At 66.6% G+C, this 19,342-nt stretch carries 17 protein-coding genes; 10 read left to right on the top strand and 7 right to left on the bottom strand.

Annotated elements, in window-relative coordinates:
* Positions 1–197 precede the first annotated feature (197 nt).
* Positions 198–1,772 (bottom strand): adenylate/guanylate cyclase domain-containing protein, encoded by a 1,575-nt coding sequence (locus tag KV203_RS14035; RefSeq protein ID WP_169797499.1) that lies wholly within the window; start codon positions 1,770–1,772, stop codon positions 198–200.
* 96 nt (positions 1,773–1,868) lie between these two features.
* Between KV203_RS14035 and KV203_RS14030 the strand changes: the two genes are divergently transcribed.
* Both KV203_RS14030 and KV203_RS14025 read left to right on the top strand, forming a co-directional pair.
* On the top strand, positions 1,869–2,636 hold the full coding sequence (locus tag KV203_RS14030) for an isoprenyl transferase (protein ID WP_066470249.1): 768 nt from the start codon (positions 1,869–1,871) through the stop codon (positions 2,634–2,636).
* A gap of 46 nt (positions 2,637–2,682) precedes the next feature.
* On the top strand, positions 2,683–3,234 hold the full coding sequence (locus KV203_RS14025; protein ID WP_066470556.1) for a hypothetical protein: 552 nt from the start codon (positions 2,683–2,685) through the stop codon (positions 3,232–3,234).
* A 36-nt stretch (positions 3,235–3,270) separates the two neighbouring features.
* Here KV203_RS14025 and coaA read toward each other — a convergent pair whose 3' ends face one another.
* Positions 3,271–4,203 carry a type I pantothenate kinase gene (gene coaA / locus KV203_RS14020; RefSeq protein ID WP_157079799.1) on the bottom strand — a complete coding sequence of 311 codons (933 nt, stop codon included), beginning with the start codon at positions 4,201–4,203 and terminating at the stop codon, positions 3,271–3,273.
* A 143-nt stretch (positions 4,204–4,346) separates the two neighbouring features.
* Here coaA and glyA point away from each other — a divergent pair, with 143 nt between their 5' ends.
* The 4 genes from glyA to KV203_RS14000 all read left to right on the top strand — a co-directional run bounded on the left by glyA (position 4,347) and on the right by KV203_RS14000 (position 9,289).
* Complete coding sequence (gene glyA, locus KV203_RS14015; RefSeq protein WP_066470252.1) at positions 4,347–5,651, top strand: serine hydroxymethyltransferase; 1,305 nt, start codon at positions 4,347–4,349, stop codon at positions 5,649–5,651.
* Between the two features lie 263 nt (positions 5,652–5,914).
* Positions 5,915–7,279, top strand: a complete 1,365-nt coding sequence (gene phoH2, locus KV203_RS14010) for an RNA 5'-3' helicase PhoH2 (RefSeq protein WP_373279224.1) — start codon at positions 5,915–5,917, stop codon at positions 7,277–7,279.
* Positions 7,280–7,588: 309 nt separating this feature from the next.
* Entirely contained in the window at positions 7,589–8,269 is a 681-nt protein-coding gene (locus KV203_RS14005; protein ID WP_083530035.1) for an LGFP repeat-containing protein, read from the top strand.
* Between the two features lie 144 nt (positions 8,270–8,413).
* Complete coding sequence (locus KV203_RS14000) at positions 8,414–9,289, top strand: acyl-ACP desaturase (protein ID WP_157079800.1); 876 nt, start codon at positions 8,414–8,416, stop codon at positions 9,287–9,289.
* A gap of 5 nt (positions 9,290–9,294) precedes the next feature.
* Here KV203_RS14000 and KV203_RS13995 read toward each other — a convergent pair whose 3' ends face one another.
* The 4 genes from KV203_RS13995 to KV203_RS13980 all read right to left on the bottom strand — a co-directional run bounded on the left by KV203_RS13995 (position 9,295) and on the right by KV203_RS13980 (position 14,168).
* The gene (locus KV203_RS13995; protein WP_066470260.1) at positions 9,295–10,734 is read right to left on the bottom strand and encodes a class II fumarate hydratase; all 1,440 of its coding nucleotides are present in this window, start codon (positions 10,732–10,734) and stop codon (positions 9,295–9,297) included.
* Between the two features lie 66 nt (positions 10,735–10,800).
* Positions 10,801–12,612 carry an AMP-dependent synthetase/ligase gene (locus tag KV203_RS13990; RefSeq protein ID WP_066470263.1) on the bottom strand — a complete coding sequence of 604 codons (1,812 nt, stop codon included), beginning with the start codon at positions 12,610–12,612 and terminating at the stop codon, positions 10,801–10,803.
* A gap of 115 nt (positions 12,613–12,727) precedes the next feature.
* Positions 12,728–13,165: a hypothetical protein gene (locus tag KV203_RS13985; protein WP_066470267.1), complete on the bottom strand. Its 438-nt coding sequence runs from the start codon at positions 13,163–13,165 to the stop codon at positions 12,728–12,730.
* Positions 13,166–13,364: 199 nt separating this feature from the next.
* Positions 13,365–14,168 carry a carbon-nitrogen hydrolase family protein gene (locus KV203_RS13980; protein ID WP_066470269.1) on the bottom strand — a complete coding sequence of 268 codons (804 nt, stop codon included), beginning with the start codon at positions 14,166–14,168 and terminating at the stop codon, positions 13,365–13,367.
* A gap of 68 nt (positions 14,169–14,236) precedes the next feature.
* Between KV203_RS13980 and KV203_RS13975 the strand changes: the two genes are divergently transcribed.
* Positions 14,237–16,045, top strand: a complete 1,809-nt coding sequence (locus KV203_RS13975) for a DEAD/DEAH box helicase (protein WP_066470559.1) — start codon at positions 14,237–14,239, stop codon at positions 16,043–16,045.
* Between the two features lie 9 nt (positions 16,046–16,054).
* Here the strand turns inward: KV203_RS13975 and KV203_RS13970 are convergent, their stop codons facing one another.
* The gene (locus KV203_RS13970) at positions 16,055–16,612 is read right to left on the bottom strand and encodes a histidine phosphatase family protein (protein WP_066470277.1); all 558 of its coding nucleotides are present in this window, start codon (positions 16,610–16,612) and stop codon (positions 16,055–16,057) included.
* A 33-nt stretch (positions 16,613–16,645) separates the two neighbouring features.
* Between KV203_RS13970 and KV203_RS13965 the strand changes: the two genes are divergently transcribed.
* The 3 genes from KV203_RS13965 (at position 16,646) to KV203_RS13955 (ending at position 19,327) form a co-directional block, all read left to right on the top strand.
* Entirely contained in the window at positions 16,646–17,818 is a 1,173-nt protein-coding gene (locus KV203_RS13965; protein WP_066470280.1) for an acyl-CoA dehydrogenase family protein, read from the top strand.
* A 23-nt stretch (positions 17,819–17,841) separates the two neighbouring features.
* The gene (locus KV203_RS13960; RefSeq protein ID WP_066470283.1) at positions 17,842–18,963 is read left to right on the top strand and encodes an acyl-CoA dehydrogenase family protein; all 1,122 of its coding nucleotides are present in this window, start codon (positions 17,842–17,844) and stop codon (positions 18,961–18,963) included.
* A gap of 136 nt (positions 18,964–19,099) precedes the next feature.
* Complete coding sequence (locus tag KV203_RS13955) at positions 19,100–19,327, top strand: hypothetical protein (RefSeq protein WP_157079801.1); 228 nt, start codon at positions 19,100–19,102, stop codon at positions 19,325–19,327.
* Positions 19,328–19,342: the final 15 nt, after the last annotated feature.

The following is a 19,342-nucleotide window of genomic DNA, read 5'->3' as shown; positions in this document are numbered from 1 at the left end:
CCGGACATCAGGAAGTCGATCATGGTGTCTCCTTCTGCGTTGGTGATCTTGGTCGTCCATAACGATAGCCTGCGAAAGGAGTTTAATGGGGGGTGTTATCCACTGTTTACCGCCTCGTGCCCGATTGACCGGCGACGCGCCGAGTTCTGTTACTGCAAACGGTGTGTCATGCAGAGTTATCCCTGATTTTGGCCGGATCAGGATTGATCGGCGCCGAGTAGCGTGCGTTCGGCACCGACGGTGTCGGTCGCGGCCGGACCGAGCCGCTGGTCGGTCCAGCTGGCCGTCTCGGTACTGCGGCCACGCAGCCGCAGCAACCGATACCGGGTCCAGTGGGTCTGCTCGTCGGGTGTGGCATTCGTCACGACGTCGTCGGACACCAGGATCCGTTGTGGCACATGTTTCGCCTCGTCGGTGAGCCGGGCCGCCTCGTTCACCGGGTCCCCGATCACGGTGTACTCGAGCCGGGTGCTGCTACCGACATCGCCGGCGAACACGCGGCCGCGGGCGACACCGATACCGATATCGAACTCGCCGGCGACCTGGACCGCGTCACGAATTCTCCGGGCAGCCCGGAGCGCGGCGGTGGCGTCGTCGCTGTGTGTCGTCGGTGCCCCGAAGATGCACAGTGCTGCGTCCCCCTCGAATTTGTTCACCAATCCGGATTCCGCATCGGTAGCGGCCACCACGATGGTCAGCAGGCGGTTCAGTTGCTCGACGAACTCGGCCGGTTCCAGTTTCTGGGCCAGGGTGGTCGAGCCCGCCACGTCGACGAACAGCGCGCTGACCACGCGGATGTCCCCGCTGAGGTCGGCATCGTCGGCGAGCGCCCGGTCGGCGACATGGATACCGACGTGTCGGCCGAACACCTCCTGCAGTCGGCGACGTTCGCGCAGCGCGAAGGCCATGTCGTTCACCGACGACTGCAGCATGCCGACCTCGCCGGGACTGTCCACCGTTACCTTCGCGTCCAGATCGCCGTCGCCGATCCGTTGGAGCGCCGAACGGATGCGGCTCATGGGTACTGCCACCGCGCGGGCGAGCCCTGCGGTGGCGCCGATGCCGAGCAGCAGTCCGGTGATCGCGATGTACAGGGCGCCGCGAATTCGTTGGTCCGGTGCCGCGTAACGGTCGGTCAGGATCAGGATCAGTCCCACCAGCGGGATGCCACTGATCAACGTCCAGGTGATCGCCAGTCGGGCGAGCACGGAGGTACCCAGGTGGCCGGCCGACGTGCCGGCAGCGGCGATCCGGGCCGCGGCCGGGCCGAGTGTCTTGTCGATCAACAGGTAGGTCAGGCCGGCGTCGATCAAGGCGCTGGCTGCAACCAGGAGAAGTGGAATGTAGAGCTCGCCACCTACGTAAGGCCGGATGATCACGGCGGAAACGAGGAGGCCGGGCAGCCAGAGCACGGCGTCGAGAAGGGCGATCACGACCGGCAGGCGCATCGTGGCGTGCGCCTCGGCCGGCGTCGGTGTCCGCCCGGCCCGATACCACTCGAGTCGCCGGCGCTGGATCTCGGTGCCGACGACGATGCCTACCAGGCTGGACAGCAGCGAACATCCGGCGACCGCGAGGATCAGCGTCGGTAGCGTCGGCCCGAGCCGTTCGGTCACACCGGTGACGACGATCAGTCCGAGCGCGGCGAGCAGGCCGCCGTACGCGCAGACATGGGTAAGTAGGGCAAACCCCCAGTTCGAGCGCAGAATCCAGTCATCGGTCCGGCGTCCGTTGCGGCACGCCAGGCGGCGGCATGGAAATCTTCTCGGCACGTCCTTTATCATCTCGCGAGAGCACGACCCCGGTCGAGGGTCGAGTCATGGTCCGGGTGCGATGCCCGGCAACCGGTGCGGCGTAATCTCTTCCGGGTGAAGCCACGTGGACTGCTCTACCGTGTCTACGAGGATCGACTGCTCCAGCAGCTCGCATCGCTGGGGCAGCCGAAACACGTCGCGGTGATGTGTGACGGCAATCGGCGCTGGGCGCGGGAGAACGGGTTCACCGACGTCAGCCATGGCCACCGGATGGGTGCGCGCAAGATTGCCGAGTTCCTCCACTGGTGTGACGAGGCCGAGGTGGGGATGGCCACCATCTACCTGCTCTCGACCGAGAACCTGCGCCGTGATCCGGCGGAACTGGACGCCTTGATCGAGATCGTCACCGATGTCGTCGAGGAGATCTGCGGGCCGGAACAGAACTGGAGCGTGCGAGTGGTCGGCAACATCGATCAACTACCGCCCGATGCCCGGCGCCGGCTGCGGGAGGCGGCGAAGGGCACCAAGGGGCGCACCGGTGTGCACGTAAACGTCGCGATCGGCTACGGCGGTCGACAGGAGATCGCCGATGCCGTACGCGACTTGCTGGAGCGTAAGCAGGACGAGGGGCTGACCGGCGCAGACCTGGTGCAGGCGGTGACGGTCGACTCGATCGGCGACCACCTCTATACCTCCGGCCAACCCGATCCGGACCTGGTCATCCGGACCTCCGGCGAACAGCGGCTGTCCGGTTTCCTGCTGTGGCAGAGCGCCTACTCGGAAATCTGGTTCACCGAGGCGTACTGGCCCGAGTTCCGGCGGGTGGATTTCTTGCGTGCGCTGCGCGCATACTCGGCCCGCCACCGACGGTTCGGAGTGTAGCGTGCGACCCGTGGAGCAGGCACAACCCCGCAAAGACGCGGTGTACATGTCCTACGAGGACTTCGGTCGCCGGTTCTTCGAGTACGCGGTATCGCAGGAGCGGGTCGCCGAGGCGTTCACCGAACTGGCCGGAAGCACGGTCGATTTCGGTCCGATCGGGGCCGGGCCGGGCCGGTTGGCCAAGGTGACGGCCAAGGTTTTGCTGGCGACGCCGGAGTTGAACCGGGAATCCGGTGACTTGATCAGCTTCGAGTTGATCGTTCCGCTGGTCGTGGATCTGTTGGTGGATCTCGCCGTCGATCGGCATCGATTCGTCGTCGACGGTGCGGTTCATCTGCGGCTGACCGCCCGCGCGGCGCAACCGTTGCGGGTGGTGATCGACGTCGATCCGCCGCGCACCCGCGACGTCCGGATCAACGTGGCGTCGGAGTCGTTACGCGGTGCGTTGCTCCGCATTTTGGTGAGCGTGGATCACGAAATCAAACGGTTCGTGGCTCGCTACGTTGCTCGTGAGCTCGACAAGCCGCACATTCGCGCGGCTCGCGACATCGACCTTGCAGCTCGCATCGATGCAGCCTGGGCGATGCAGGGACTCTGACGCAACGACGCCGGCACGCAAGCGGCTTCGCGGCGATCACAGTTTCCGGAGCCGTAGCCGGTTGATCGAGTGGTCGGCGTCCTTGCGTAGCACCAGGGTGGCCCGTGGTCGGGTGGGCAGAATGTTCTCGACCAGGTTGGGCCGGTTGATCGAGGCCCAGATCTCCTCGGCGGCGAGGGTCGCCTGCCGATCGTTCAGGCCGGTGTAGTGGTGGAAATGTGATTCCGGATCGGCGAACGAGGTTTTGCGCAGAGCCAGAAACCGGGTGACGTACCAGTGCTCGATGTCTTCGATCCGGGCGTCGACGTAGATCGAGAAGTCGAACAGGTCCGACACCATCAGCCGCGGTCCGGTCTGTAGCACGTTCAATCCTTCCAGGATGAGGATGTCCGGCTGGCGAACCACGGTGAACTGGCGGGCGACGATGTCATAGGTGATATGGGAGTACACCGGCGCGGATACCTGGTGCACGCCCGATTTCACCTCGGTGACGAATCGGAGCAGTTTGCGCCGGTCGTAGCTTTCCGGAAACCCCTTGCGATGCATGATCCCGCGACGTTGCAGCTCCTTGGTGGGATAGAGGAAGCCGTCGGTGGTGACCAGATCGACCCGAGGATGGTGATCCCACCGGGCCAGCAATGCCTGCAGGACACGCGCAGTGGTGGATTTGCCGACCGCGACACTGCCGGCCACCCCGATCACGAACGGGACTTGTCGGTGGGGGTGTGTCTCGCCTAGAAACGTCGCCGTTGCGGCGAACAGTCGCTGCCGAGCCGCGACCTGAAGATGGATCAGCCGGGCGAGTGGCAGGTAGACCTCGGCGACCTCGTCCAGATCGATCTGTTCGCCCAAGCCACGGAGGCCGCGCAGTTCTTCCTCGGTGAGAATCAGGGGAGTCGATCGCCGCAGTGCCCGCCATTGCCTGCGATCGAACTCCAGGTACGGGCTGGGCTCGCTCACGGACTCCAGCCTCGTCGGTCGCGTGTCACGGTGTTCACCGGCATATCATCGGATTCTTCCCGACGCCGCCGTCGGTCCTGGATCAGACCCGTTCGCCGCTCGGCCGACGGCTGTCGGGTCGGTACAATATCGGATTCCGTAGAATCTTCGCCGTGACGCAGACGACGGCCGGCGTTCCGGCAATCGCGATCGAAGATCGCTCCCTCGGTGATCTGGATCCGGAGATCGCCGCCGCCCTGACCGGGGAGCTCGCCCGGGAGCGGGACACCTTGGAGATGATCGCTTCGGAAAATTTCGTCCCGCGGGCGGTGTTGCAGGCGCAGGGCAGTGTCGCCACCAACAAGTACGCGGAGGGATACCCGGGGCGGCGCTACTACGGCGGCTGTGAGCAGGTCGATGTGATCGAAACGGTGGCACGGGATCGGGCCAAAGCCCTTTTCGGTGCCGAGTTCGCCAACGTCCAGCCACATTCCGGTGCGCAGGCCAATGCGGCGGTACTGATGGCGCTGATGTCGCCCGGAGAGCGGCTGCTCGGATTGGACCTGGCGCACGGCGGGCATCTGACGCACGGCATGCGACTGAACTTCTCCGGAAAGTTGTACGAGGTCCACTCCTACGGTGTCGCCGAGCGTGACCACCGGATCGACATGGACCAGGTACGCGATGCCGCCCGGCAAGCTCGACCGAAGGTGATCGTTGCGGGCTGGTCGGCGTATCCGCGGACACTGGATTTTGCCGCGTTCCGGGAGATCGCCGACGAGGTCGGCGCCTACCTGTGGGTAGACATGGCACATTTTGCCGGTCTGGTCGCCGCAGGTCTGCACCCGTCGCCGGTGCCGTATGCCGACGTCGTCTCGTCGACCGTGCACAAGACGTTGGGCGGCCCCCGGTCGGGGATCATCCTGGCTCGGGCCGAACACGCGAAGAAGCTGAATTCGGCGGTGTTCCCCGGTCAGCAGGGTGGACCGCTGATGCACGTGATCGCGGCAAAGGCGGTGGCGTTGAAGATCGCCGGTACCGCCGAGTTCCGCGAACGCCAGCAACGCACCCTGGCCGGTGCGCGGATTCTGGCGGACCGCCTCGGCCGGCTGCAGAGCCACGGCATCTCGGTGCTGACCGGCGGTACCGACGTCCACCTGGCGCTGGTCGATCTGCGTGATTCGGATCTGGACGGGCAGCAGGGCGAGGATCTGCTGCACGCGGTCGGCATCACGGTGAACCGCAATGCCGTCCCGTTCGATCCCCGCCCGCCGATGGTCACCTCCGGCTTGCGGATCGGCACCCCGGCCCTGGCTACCCGGGGTTTCGGTGAAGCGGCGTTCACCGAGGTGGCCGACATCGTCGCCGGTACCCTCGCCCGGAGCGTCGAGCCCGACGAGCTGCGCAACCGGGTACGCGCACTGACCGACGCCTACCCGCTTTACCGCGGCTTGGAGGACTGGCGGTTGCTGGGTTGACCCGATTACGGGTACCGCACCGGTAGTTCACCGAGATCTGCGAGTCTCGTCGCCCCCGATTCGCCGATCGGCGGTACCGTCATTGGTGCGGGCTGCGGGGAAGTGGCCCGTGCGGGAGGTCCTGATCGTGCCTGATTCATTCAGTACGAGGGGCCGGCGCCCGGCCTCGGTGTCGGCTGAACCCAGCCGACACGAAGGACGGACCGGTCCAGCGAATGAGGGTTTGCGTGGGGCGTCCGCGCGGACATGTTTAGGAGCCTTCCGTGTCTGCACCGCACTCGGTTCCCCCCGGCCGTACCACCGCGGCCGGCGATTCCCGATCCATCCCGGCGCTCCGGCGCACCTATGTGCTCGACACCTCGGTCTTGTTGTCCGACCCTTGGGCGGCAACGCGATTCGCTGAGCACGAGGTCATTCTGCCGCTCGTCGTGGTCAGCGAGTTGGAAGGCAAACGACATCATCACGAGTTGGGCTGGTTCGCTCGCGAAGCCCTGCGTATGCTCGACGACCTGCGGTTGCGGCACGGTCGTCTCGATCAGCCGATCTCGACCGGGAACGCGGGCGGCACCCTCCAGGTCGAGCTGAACCACACCGATCCGGACCTGCTGCCGGTCGGTTTCCGCAACGAGACCAACGACGCCCGAATCCTCGCCTGCGCATTGAATCTGGCGGCCGAGGGGCGGGATGTCGTGCTGGTCAGCAAAGACATCCCGATGCGGGTCAAGGCCGGCGCGGTCGGACTCCGCGCCGACGAGTACCACGCCCAGGATGTGGTGATCTCCGGGTGGACCGGGATGACCGAGCTCGACGTCGCCCCCGGCGTGATCGACCGGTTGTATGCCGATGGCATCGTCGAGCTCGATCAGGCTCGTGATCTTCCGTGTCACACCGGGATTCGACTACTTGGGGGCACCGCCAGCGCGCTCGGCCGGGTAAGCGTCGACAAACGGGTGCAGCTGGTGCGCGGCGAGCGGGAGGCGTTCGGATTGCACGGCCGCTCGGCCGAACAGCGGATTGCGTTGGACCTGCTGTTGGACGAGAGCATCGGCATCGTGTCGCTCGGCGGCAAGGCCGGCACCGGCAAATCTGCGCTGGCGCTGACCGCCGGGCTGGAGGCGGTGCTGGAGCGGCGGACCCAGCGCAAGGTGCTGGTTTTCCGGCCGCTGTATGCGGTCGGTGGCCAGGATCTGGGCTATCTTCCCGGCACCGAGAACGAGAAGATGGGCCCGTGGGCGCAGGCCGTCTTCGACACTCTCGACGGACTTGCCAGCCCGGAGGTGATGGACGAGGTGATCAGCCGTGGGATGCTGGAAGTCTTGCCGCTCACTCATATTCGGGGCCGCTCGCTGCACGATTCGTTCGTGATCGTCGACGAGGCGCAGTCGCTGGAGCGTAATGTCCTGCTCACCGTGTTGAGTCGGCTGGGCAGCGGTTCGCGAGTAGTGCTCACCCATGATGTGGCGCAGCGGGACAACCTGCGGGTCGGTCGTCATGACGGAGTCGCTGCGGTGGTCGAGAAGTTGAAAGGACACCCACTCTTCGCGCATGTCACGCTGTCTCGCAGCGAGCGTTCCCCGATCGCGGCGCTGGTCACCGAGATGCTGGAAGAGTATGGTCCGGCTGCGTAGGCACTCCGCACCGGGCGGCTGACGAACGCCGTTGCGTGCCGGTCGGGCGGACTCGCCTGACCGGCACGGTCGGTTGTAGTGCGTTCCGCACGGTCAGCTGTAGTGCATTCCGGCTCCGAACGGGGAGTTGGTCGGGTAGATTCGTCCTAATCGGGTAGGTTCGAACAAGCGGGCTGCCCGGAGGCTGGCGCGGTGTTGCTCGTAATGGATGCACCTGCGGGCGTATGCGCTGAACGCGTGGGGTCCGACGCTAGGCTACGCGATGGTCGCGTGATGTACGCAACCAATAACGTTCGAGAGGATCGAAACATGCGCCACAATGTTCGTCGAGTTGCGGCTGTTACTGCGGCACTTGCTGCCACCGGCCTGATCGCCACGGCCTGTAGCGACGACAGCACGAGCAGCGACGTGGGCAGTTCCGCTGCCTCCGTCGCCAGTGAGGCAACCGACGCCGCGAAGTCGGGCACCGATCGGGCGACCGACGCCGTGAAATCGGGTACCGAGGACGCGACCGACGCTGCCAAGTCGGGCATGAGCGATGCCAGCAGCGCGGCTACCTCGGCGACCGACGCGATGCGGTCGGGCATGAGCGATTCCAGCACGTCGGCGAGCGCCGCTGCGGGCGAGGAAACCAAGATTTCCACGCCGAACGGCGATGTGACCGTGGCCGGCCCGATTCTGGCCAAGTACACCGCTGCCGGCGGCGAGACCAGCGCGCTCGGCGCCCCGGTCGGCGAGGCCCAGGACGGCCCGGACGGCGGAAAGTGGCAGGAGTTCGCCGGTGGCGCGATCGTGTGGAGCCAGGCCACCGACGCGCACGTCGTGTGGGGCGAGATCCTCAAGGCATGGCAGGCCGACGGCGGCCCGACCGGTGCGCTGGGCTACCCGACCAGCGACGAGACCGATACCGCGACCGGCGGGAAGGAAAGCACCTTCACCGGCGGCACCATCACGTTCGAGAACGGTGCGACTCAGGTCACGCCCAAGTAACAGCCCGAGCCAGGCCGCCGAGCGGGCCGGGACGACGTCGAACGACATCGTCCCGGCCCGCTCGCTTTTCGGATTCTTCGCCGATCGATCGTCGAACATCCGGGCGCACGTCGGAACCGGCCGCTGACCGGTTACCGTGTGTGGGTGCCGAACCAGATGACCGACCGCGAACTTCTCGACGAGCTGGCGCTCGAGGCCGACCTCAACTTACGCCGACATGTCGGCGAGGCGAGCGAGTGGCAGGCGCACGATCTGGTGCCGTGGGACGACGGGCGTAACTTTGCCTTCCTCGGTGGGACGGACTGGTCGGCAGAGCAGTCGACGTTGAGCGACACGGCGCGGTTGGCGCTCACCGTTTCGGTGTTGGTCGCCGACAATCTGCCTGCCTACCACCGAGAGCTGGCCAGGCATCTGGGCCATGTCGGTGCCTGGTGGCGTTGGGTGGGTCGCTGGACCGCCGAGGAGAACCGGCACGCCATCGTCTTGCGGGATTACCTGATCCTCACCCGCGCAGTCGATCCGGTTGAACTCGAGCGGATCCGGATGGCGCACATGACCCGAGGATTCGTCGTCGAGCCGATGCACCTGATCGATTGGTTGGCCGACTGTGCGTTCGCCGAGGCGGCCGCCACGATCCGGCACCGCAATACGGCAGCGCTCGACGAGAACGAGATCGTCACCGCGATCAGCACGCGGATTGCGCGAGATGACGAACTGCAGACGGTGTTCTATGCGAACCTGATCGGCGCCGCGTTCGATCTCGCGCCGGATCAGACGATGCGCGCGGTCGCCGATCGGGTGCACGGCTTCCGGGTGCCGGAGGTGGAGCTGCCGGGCGGCGGCGACGCCACTGCCGAACTCGCCGCGGCGGGCATCTACCTGCCGGAGCGCGCGCCCGAGCTGGTCTTCGGTCCGCTACTGGAACAATGGAACGTGTTCGGCCGCACCGATCTCGGCGAGACCGGTGCAGCCGCCCGGGACGAGCTGGTCCGGATTCGGGAATTCAGCTCGGCCCGGTGAGCCGGTCAGGCTTCGTCGGTCGAGGCGTCCACCTTGGCCATAGCCAGGACGTCGAGCCGCCGATCCAACTCGTCCTCGGACAGGTCGGGTCCGAGCAAGCCGCGGTCGATCACCGTCTGCCGGATCGTCTTCTTCTCCCGTAGTGCCTGTTTCGCTACCGCAGCGGCCTCTTCGTAACCGATCGCGGAGTTCAGCGGGGTGACGATCGAGGGAGACGACTCGGCGAGTCGGCGCAGGTGCTCGGGATCGGTTTCCAGACCGGTGATGCACCGTTCGGCAAAGAGCCGGGAAACATTGGCGAGTAGGCGCAGCGATTCGAGCACATTGCGCGCCATCATCGGGATGTAGACGTTCAGCTCGAAGGCGCCGCCCGCGCCACCCCAGGCGACGGCCGCATCGTTGCCGACCACCTGCGCCGCCACCTGGGTGACGGCTTCGGGCAGAACCGGATTCACTTTGCCCGGCATGATCGAGCTGCCCGGCTGCAGGTCCGGTAGCCGTAGTTCGGCAAGCCCGGTCAGCGGGCCCGAGCCCATCCAGCGGATGTCGTTGGCAATCTTGGTCAGCGATACGGCGATCGTGCGTAGCGCCCCGGACAATTCGACCAGTCCGTCCCGGGCGGCTTGCGCCTCGAAATGGTCCCGAGCCTCGGTCAGTTCGGTCAATCCGGTGGTGGCGACCAGCTGCGCGACGACCATGCCGCCGTAGCCGTCCGGAGCGTTCAAGCCGGTGCCGACGGCGGTGCCACCGATCGGTAGCTCGGCCAGCCGGGGCAGCGTCGCGCGCACCCGCTCGATGCCTGCTTCGATCTGCCGGGCATATCCGCCGAACTCCTGACCCAGGGTCACCGGTACCGCGTCCATCAGGTGGGTGCGGCCGGACTTGACCACCGTGCGCCACGCGGTCGCCTTCTCCGCCAGCGCGTCCCGGAGTTGTTCGAGCGCGGGCACCAGATCGGTCACTGCGGCCTCGGTGGCTGCGAGATGTGTTGCAGTGGGGAAGGTGTCGTTGGACGACTGCGACATGTTCACATCGTCGTTCGGGTGCACGGTGACCCCGTTTGCGGCCGCGATCGAGGCGATCACCTCGTTGGCGTTCATGTTCGAGCTGGTGCCGGAACCGGTCTGGAACACGTCGATCGGGAACTGGTCGTCGTGCCGGCCCGCGGCGATCTCGTCGGCCGCAGCGACGATCGCCGCCGCCTTTGCCGGGTCGAGCCGGCCCAGGTCCCGGTTCACCTGGGCGCAAGCCGCTTTCAGCTGGCCCAGGGCACGGATCTGCGCTCGCTCCAACGGCCGACCGCTGATCGGGAAGTTCTCCACCGCGCGCTGGGTCTGCGCGCGCCACAACGCGTCGGCGGGTACCCGGACCTCGCCCATGGTGTCGTGTTCGATGCGGTAGCCCGGATCGGCCGCGGGCCGGTCGTGCACAGTGGTCTCGGTCATGGTTAGGTACCGTACGCGAGCCGGTGCGGCCGATTTCGGTGTGGCGTCGAACTGTCCGGGCCGCGCTCAGCTGTTGTAGATCGCGTCCACGTCGGCTGCGTACTGCTTCATCACCACGGCCCGCTTGAGCGACATCTTCGGGGTGAGTTCGCCGCCTTCCTGGGTCCAGTCCACCGGAAGAATCCGAACCTTCTTGATCGACTCTGCCTTGGACACCTTCTTGTTGGTCTCCGCGACTGCGGCATCGATGTCGGAGATCAGCTTCGGTTCTTTGATCAGCTGTTCGATCGACGTCTGCGCGGGTACCCCGTTGCGTTCCTTCCAGCCCGGCAATGCTTCCGGGTCGAGGGTGACCAGCACGCCGATGAACGGCCTTGCGTCGCCGACCACCATGGCCTGGCTGATCAGCGGGTCGGCGCGCAGCGAGTCCTCCAGGACCGCCGGCGACACGTTCTTGCCCGCTGCGGTGACCAGAATTTCCTTCTTCCGGCCGGTGATCGTGACGAAACCGTCGTTGTCGATCGCGCCGATATCGCCGGTGCGGAACCAGCCGTCGCTGAATGCATCGTCGGTCGCGGCGTCGTTGTGCCAGTATCCACCGAACACGACCGGGCCCTTGACCAGCAGCTCCCCGTCGTCGGCGATCTTCGCGCCGTGTCCGTCCAACGGACGGCCGACCGAGCCGACGCGCATGTGCTCGGTCGTGTTGACGGTGATGGCAGCGCTGGTCTCGGTAAGGCCGTAACCCTCGTAGATCGGCAAGCCGACGCCGCGGAAGAAGTGTCCTAGACGGGCGCCGAGCGGGCCGCCGCCGGACACCGCACGGTGGCAGTTGCCACCCAATGCGGCCTTCAGCCGACCGTAGACCAAGCGGTCGAACACGGCATGTCGGGCCTTCAGCAGCAGGCTCGGTCCACCCTGATCGAGCGCCTCGCTGTAGGCGATCGCGGTGGCTGCGGCCGCGTCGAAGATCCGGCCCTTACCGTCGTCGTGCGCCCGCTGCTTGGCGCTGTTGTAAACCTTCTCGAACACCCGCGGCACGGACAGGATGAAGTTCGGCCGAAACGCCCCGAACTGCTCGACCAAGGTGCCCCAGTCCGATGTGTGCGCCACGGTGACCTTCGCGTCGAAGGCTCCGACCGAGATCGCCCGGGCGAATACGTGCGCCAGCGGGAGGAACATCAGCGTGGAGCTGCCCTCGGTCAACGCATCGTGCAGGGCAGTGCGCGTGGCGATCGATTCGGCCGCCAGGTTGTGGTGGGTCAGCTGGACGCCCTTCGGGCGCCCGGTGGTGCCGGAGGTGTAGATCAGCGTCGCCGGGCTGGCTGCCGTCACGGTCGCCCGTCGGGCCTCGATCTCGTCGTCGGAGACGTCGGCGCCGCGCGCGATCAACTGGTCGACCGCGCCCTGCGCCTCGCCCGGGTCGGCGTCGATCCGCAGCGTCTCCTGCAGATCCGGCGCAGCTTCGGCGACCTCACTCACGGTCGCCCAGTGGTCGGCCTTCTCGACGATGAGCAGCTTCGTTCCGGAATCTTCCAGGATCCACTTCGCCTGTTCGGCCGACGAGCTGTCGTAGATCGCGACCGTGCAGCCGCCCGCGACCCAGATGGCGTAGTCCAGCAGCACCCATTCGTAGCGGGTGGCGGACAGCAATGCGACCCGGTCGCCCGGCTCGATCCCGGACGCGATCAGGCCTTTGGCGACCGCCCGGACGGACTGGGCGAATGTCGCGGCGGTCACGTCGGTCCAGCCGCCGCCGGGGCGCGGAACTTTGAACATGACCGCGTTCGGCGAGTCCGACGCATGTCGGAACACCGAATCGGCGACCGATGTGTCTTCCGGGATGGTGTAAGACGCCGGGACTTCGAACTCTCGCATCGGGTTCCTCGCCAGTTGCTACTCGGAATTACTACTCGTCGGTACAGCTTGCAGCATAGGCCGCATCCGGGTTCCGACCGAGCAGTATCGCGACCTCCCGATCGACGTCGGCCGGTCAGCGCGCTCCGACAAGGTCGCGATCGGTGAGGCCGACGAAGAGTCGCCACTCCCGATCGCCGCCGATATCCCGGATCCCGGACTCCAGTTGCCGGCGGACGGCGGGGGTGTCCAATGCTCGACGCAGATCGGCGGTGGTCTCGATCCGGTGCAGGTAGAGCAGTTCCGCGGTGCGCTCGATCGCGGCGGCCGGAACCGGCTCGGCTGCCGGGTTGTACCGGCGTCGGAAATTGCCGACCTTGCCGGCCCATTGATCCGAGCCGCCGGTCTCCTCGAAGGTCCGGAGCAGGGCGCGGACACCGTCGGTTGCCGCCTGTTCGCCTTGGGCTGCTCGATAAGCCCGATAGCGTTCGATCACCGGCGCACACTCACACGCCTCGATGACGCACAGCGCTAGTCCATCGTGCTCGTCGTAGTGTCCTGCCGCCGTATCCATGCCGAGTACCTCCGTGTCAGACTCGTTATGAGGGATCGGTCGGGTTGTGCCCGACTTCTCCGGACGCCGGATCCGAAGTGGGTGCCTCGGACCGCGAGGAGTGGGTCCATTCGAACTATCGAATGTGCATACACGATGTTACCGAAATGTGAAGCAAGTCCGCGTTTCGCAACCAGGAGTCTGTGCTAGCGACGGATGATCAGCGCAATCGGCGCAGCTCCAGCGCTGGATTTCGGCGACGGACATCGGCCAACCGCCGCGCCGACACGGTGCCCACGGCGACCCCGCTCCGGTCGCCCAGCCCGGTCAGAATCACGCCCATCGGGTCGACGATCATCGAGTGTCCGGCGCCGTACGGTGCTGCTTGATCGGCAGCGAGCAGATAGATCGTGTTCTCGATGGCCCGCGCGCGGATCAAGGTGATCCAGTGGTCTTCCTTCAGCGGCCCCGGAACCCATTGGGCGGGCAGCACCACCGCCTGCGCGCCGGCGTCGACGACGCGCCGGATCGATTCGGGGAATCGCAGGTCGTAGCAGGTCTGGAGGCCGAACGTCAGCCCGTCGACGGCGAACGTCGCCGGCTCCGTCAGCTCGCCCGGGCACACGACGGCAGATTCGGTGAAACCGAACGCGTCGTAGAGATGCAGCTTCCGATAGACCGCCGCGAGGGATCCGTCGGGCGCGGCCACCACCAGGGTGTTCGAGATCCGGTCCGGGTCGGTGTTGCGCTCGGCCATCCCGGCCACCAGGAACAGCCCGGTGTCGGTCGCGGTGGCGAGCAGGCCGGTCACGAACCGGCCGTCCAGTGGTTCGGCGGCGTCGACCACCCGGCGGTCCAATTTCGGTGCGGTGAACATGGCGTACTCGGGGGCGACGATCAGGCGGGCGCCACGATCGGCGGCGTGGTGCGCGGCGTCGCGCACTGCTGCCAGGTTGGCCGACACGTCGGTGCCCGGCGTGAACTGGGTCACCGCGACGGGGAACTCCGGGCCGTCCGACTCCACGTCGTCCAGGCTAGCCCGTCGGCCGTGCGTCGTCGTGCCGGTCGCAGGCACTAGGCTTTGTGGTCATCATGAGCATTGCAGAGGACGACGGGGTGCACTCCGATCCCGACTCCCCAGAAGAACGCGGCTTCGCCGCCCTCGGTCTCGACGATCGGCTGCTCGCCGCGATCCGGGATGTGGGCTACGAGTCCCCTTCGCCGATCCAGGCTGCGACCATCCCGCCGATGCTCACCGGCGCGGATGTCGTCGGTCTGGCGCAGACCGGCACCGGTAAGACCGCCGCGTTCGCGATCCCGATCCTGATGGGGTTGGATGTCGCCGCCCGGCATCCGCAGGCGCTGGTGCTGGCGCCGACCCGAGAGCTGGCAATCCAGGTCGCCGAGGCCTTCGGCCGATACTCGGCACATATCCCGGGTCTGCAGGTGCTGCCGATCTACGGGGGGCAGAACTACGGCGTGCAGCTGTCCGGGCTGCGCCGTGGGGCGCACGTCGTGGTCGGCACGCCCGGTCGGGTCATCGACCATCTCGAACGGGGCAGCCTGGATCTGTCCAAGTTGACGGTGCTGGTGCTCGACGAAGCCGACGAGATGCTCAAGATGGGCTTTCAGGACGACGTCGAGCGCATTCTGGCCGATACCCCGGACGGCAAGCAGGTGGCGTTGTTCTCGGCGACCATGCCGCCGGCCATCCGGAAGATCTCCGCGCAGTACCTGCACGATCCGGTGGAGATCACCGTCGAGGCGAAGACCAAGACTGCGGACAACATCTCGCAGCGTTGGGTACAGGTATCGCACCAGCGCAAGCTGGACGCGCTGACCCGAATTCTGGAGGTCGAGCCGTTCGAAGCGATGATCATATTCGTCCGGACCAAACAGGCGACCGAAGAGCTGGCCGAGCGGCTGCGCGCTCGCGGCTTCTCCGCGGCGGCCATCAACGGCGACATGGTGCAGGCGCAGCGGGAGCGCACCATCGGCCAGCTGCGCTCCGGCCAGCTGGACATCCTCGTCGCCACCGACGTTGCTGCTCGTGGCCTGGACGTCGACCGCATCTCGCACGTGGTCAACTACGACATTCCGCACGACACCGAGTCCTATGTGCACCGGATCGGGCGCACCGGCCGGGCCGGCAAGAGCGGTGAGGCGCTGCTGTTCGTCTCGCCCCGGGAACGGCACCTGCTCAAGTCGATCGAGCGGGCCACCCGGCAGCCGCTGACCGAGATGCAGTTGCCGACGGTGGACGATGTGAACGCACAGCGGGTGGAGAAGTTCGCCGACTCGATCACCGAGAGTCTCGCCTCGCCCAGCCTCGCGTTGTTCCGGCGGCTGATCGAGGATTACGAACGCGAGCACGACATCCCCTTGGCCGACATCGCCGCCGCGTTGGCGGTGCAGTCCCGGGACGGCGAGAGCTTCTTGATGGAGCCCGAGCCGGAGCCCGCGGTCCGTGATCGCAAGGAGCGAAAAGAACGGCGTGAGCGGACTTTCGACGACGACGACGCAAGTCGGAACCGTCGGACCGGTGCGGAGTTGGCCACCTACCGGATCAATGTCGGCAAGCGGCACCGGGTGGTGCCGGGCGCGATCGTGGGCGCAATCGCGAACGAAGGTGGTTTGCGTCGTGGCGATTTCGGTCACATCAGCATTCGCCCGGACCACAGCCTGGTCGAGCTCCCGGCCGACCTGTCCGATGAAACATTGGAAGCCTTGCGCAACACCAGAATCGGCGGACAGCTGATCCAGCTGCAACGCGACTCGGGCCCGCCGCTGCAGCGCAGCGCCGGCCGTGGTCGCCCCTCGACGGGATTCCGGGCGGAGCGAAAGAGCTTCGACAAGCGCGGCTTCGACAAGAAGGGCGGCAAACGCAAGCCGCGGGTGTAGCGGGGTGCGTTACCGCAGATCGATCCCGTCGATGGAGTGCACCGTCGCGCCGCGGTCGTCGATGGTGACGGTGCTTATCCCGCCGTTGCGGATGCGCGGAGACCGCCCGCGCGCCAGCAATGTGTCGAGCAGAGCTCGGATCACTCCGCCATGGGTGACCACCACGATCGACGCGTCCGGATACTCGGCGCAGAGCTTGCCGATCGCGCGTAGCGCCCGTTCGGCAACCTCGCGGCGCGGCTCGAGCTCCGGGAACCAACCGCCGAAGTGGTCGTAGGCGTCGTACTCGGTCATCCCCTCGGCCGCGCCGTAATGCCGTTCGCGCAGCTCGGCGAGACGTGCGGATACCGCGAGGTCGAGCTCGTCGGCGATGATGTCGGCAGTTTCGCTCGCCCGGGACAGCGGTGACGACACGACCGTGTCCCAGCTGCCGTCGGCCAGGCGGCGGCCGCAACCGCGAGCTTGGGCCTGCCCGGTGGCGTTGAGCGGCACGTCCGAAGACCCCTGTAACCGACCTTGTCGGTTCCACGCCGTCTCGCCGTGCCGAACCAGTGCAAAAAATGTCATCGTCCGGTTCAGCGTAGCGGTAGGTTTTCGCACATGAAGCTTGCGCTCACGGCGGAGGAGATCGCCTTTCGGGATGAGCTCCGCAGGTTCTATTCGACGCAGATCCCGGCCGAGGTGCGGGAGAAGGTACGGCTCGGCCAGGAGTTGGCGCGCGACGAGATCGTCGACAACCACCGCCGGCTGCACGCGGCCGGCCTCGCGGTGCCGAACTGGCCGGTGGCCTGGGGCGGCAAGGACTGGTCGCCCACCCGACGCCATCTCTGGCTCGACGAAATGCAGCTGGCCAGCGTGCCCGAGCCGCTCACCTTCAACGCCGGCATGGTCGGTCCGGTCATCGCCGAGTTCGGCTCCGACGAGCTCAAGCAACGTTTTCTGCCGCCGACCGCGAATCTGGATATCTGGTGGTCGCAGGGCTTCTCCGAGCCCGAAGCCGGTTCGGATCTGGCCTCGTTGCGCACGACCGCGATCCGTGACGGGGACAGCTACATCGTCAACGGCCAGAAAACCTGGACCACGCTCGGCCAGTACGGCGACTGGATCTTCAATCTGGTGCGGACCGACCCGGATGCGCCGAAGCGACAGGCAGGGATCTCGTTCCTGTTGATCGACATGCGTTCGCCCGGGATCACGGTTCGCCCGATCGAACTGATCGACGGCAGTTACGAGGTGAACGAGGTCTTCTTCGAAGATGTGCGGGTTCCGGCGGATCAGCTGGTCGGCGCGAAGAACCAGGGCTGGAACTACGCGAAGTTCCTGCTCGGCAACGAGCGCACCGGCATCACCGGGGTGAGCCGGACGAAGGTCCGGCTCGCCCTGGTGAAGGAACAGGCCGCTCGGGTACGAATCGGTTCCGGCACCTTGCTCGACGACGTGATCTTCGCGGCCCGGCTCGCCGAGGTGGAAAACGAGCTGCTGGCGCTGGAGCTGACCCAGCTCCGGGTGGTGGCCGGGTCGTCCGAAGGCAAGCCGAACCCGGCGTCCTCGATGCTCAAGCTGCACGGTAGCCAGTTGCAGCAGGCGGTCACCGAGCTGTTGCTGGAAGTGGCCGGACCGGACGCGCTGCCGTATCGAGCCGACCCCGAGATTGCCGACCCGTGGGCGCAGCTGGCCGCGCCGATCTATCTGAACTACCGCAAGGTGTCGATCTACGGCGGATCGAACGAGATCCAGCGCGGCATCATCTCGTCGACCATCCTCGGCCTCTGAGAACCGATTGCGAGACATCAGTCATGGATTTCGATTTCAGCGAAGAACAGCAGTTGCTCAGCGACACCACCCGGGAGCTGCTCGCCCGGAGCTACGACACCGAGAAGCGGCGCGCGGTGCTCGCCACCGAGCTCGGTTGGGACCGGCAGGTGTGGCGCCGGCTCGCCGAGCTCGGTGTTCTCGGGCTGCCGTTCGAGGAAGCCGACGGTGGGGCCGGTGCCGGCCCGGTGGAGATGTTCGCAGTGCTCGTCGAATTGGGACGACGGCTGGTGCCGGAGCCCGTGCTCGACGCGGTGTACGTGCCGGGCGGCTTGATCGCCGCGGCCGGCAGCGCGGGACAGCGTGGTGAGTTTCTCCCGCAGTTGGCGTCCGGCGAGTTGCTCGCCGCATTCGCACATGCGGAGCCGGGGAGCCGGTGGCCGGCGACGGCGGTGGCGACGACCGCGAGTCGGGTCGACGACGGGTGGGTGGTGACCGGTCGCAAGAACCCGGTGCTACACGGGGACTGCGCCGAGCTGTTCGTGGTCAGTGCCGCGCTGCCGGACGGTGGGGTCGGGCTCTTCCTGGTCCGGGCGGACGCGGTGGCCCGCACGGGCTACCGCACGTTCGACGGCGGTCGGGGCGCACAACTGGATCTGGACCGGTCCGCGGCAGTACCGCTCGGCTCGGCCGTCGATGCAATACCACATATCCAGGCGGCGGACGTGCGGGCGCAGGCCGGGTTGTGTGCCGAGGCGTTCGGGGCGATGTCGGAGTGCCTCCGGCTGACCACCGAATACCTGAAGACCCGAAAACAGTTCGGGGTCCCGTTGGCCACCTTCCAGACGCTGACCCAGCGCGCGGCCGACATGTACGTGTCGCTGGAGCTCGCGCACAGTATGGCGTTGTACGCGACGATGTCGTTGGCCGACGGTGTGGTCGATCCGATTATTGCGTCCCGGACCAAGCTGCAGGTGAGTCGGTCGGCCCGGCATATCGGGCAGGAGTCGATCCAGCTGCACGGCGGGATCGGCGTGACCGCGGAATATCCGGTCGGTCATTACGTCAGCCGGTTGACCGCCATCGAGCGCATTCTGGGCTCGGCCGACGACCATCTGCGGGTGTTGAGCGCGCGCGTCGGCGACTACGCGATGGCCGAACTGTGATCGGGCGATCCGGTACAGATCCGGCTCGTGTCCCCCACGTAAATACCGAGGAAAGTGCGGGTTGGCTGGATATAGTCGACCGACGCAAGGCTCGGGTCAGGTCTCGAACAGTCCGCGTGTGAAGGAGCAACAAGCGATGGGAACGACGGTTTCCAAATCGGTCTGTCGGGTCGTCTTCGCGGTCGGCCTGGTCGGTGCCGCGGTCGGAATCGCCGCATTACATGCGCAATTGGCCGTCTTCTGGCTGATCGTGGCGTCCACCTCGGGGCTCATCCTGTTGAAGATGCGGGCCGAGGAACAGGAGCGCCGGAGCGCAGCGATCGATCGGCCGCAGCCGATCGGAGTGGTTGCCGGCGTTCGTTGATCGATCGATGGGCTG

This window comes from Skermania piniformis (assembly GCF_019285775.1).
Taxonomy (GTDB): domain Bacteria; phylum Actinomycetota; class Actinomycetes; order Mycobacteriales; family Mycobacteriaceae; genus Skermania; species Skermania pinensis.
The sequence above is the reverse complement of the archived record's forward strand: the minus strand, read 5'-3'. Positions and strand labels throughout refer to the sequence as shown.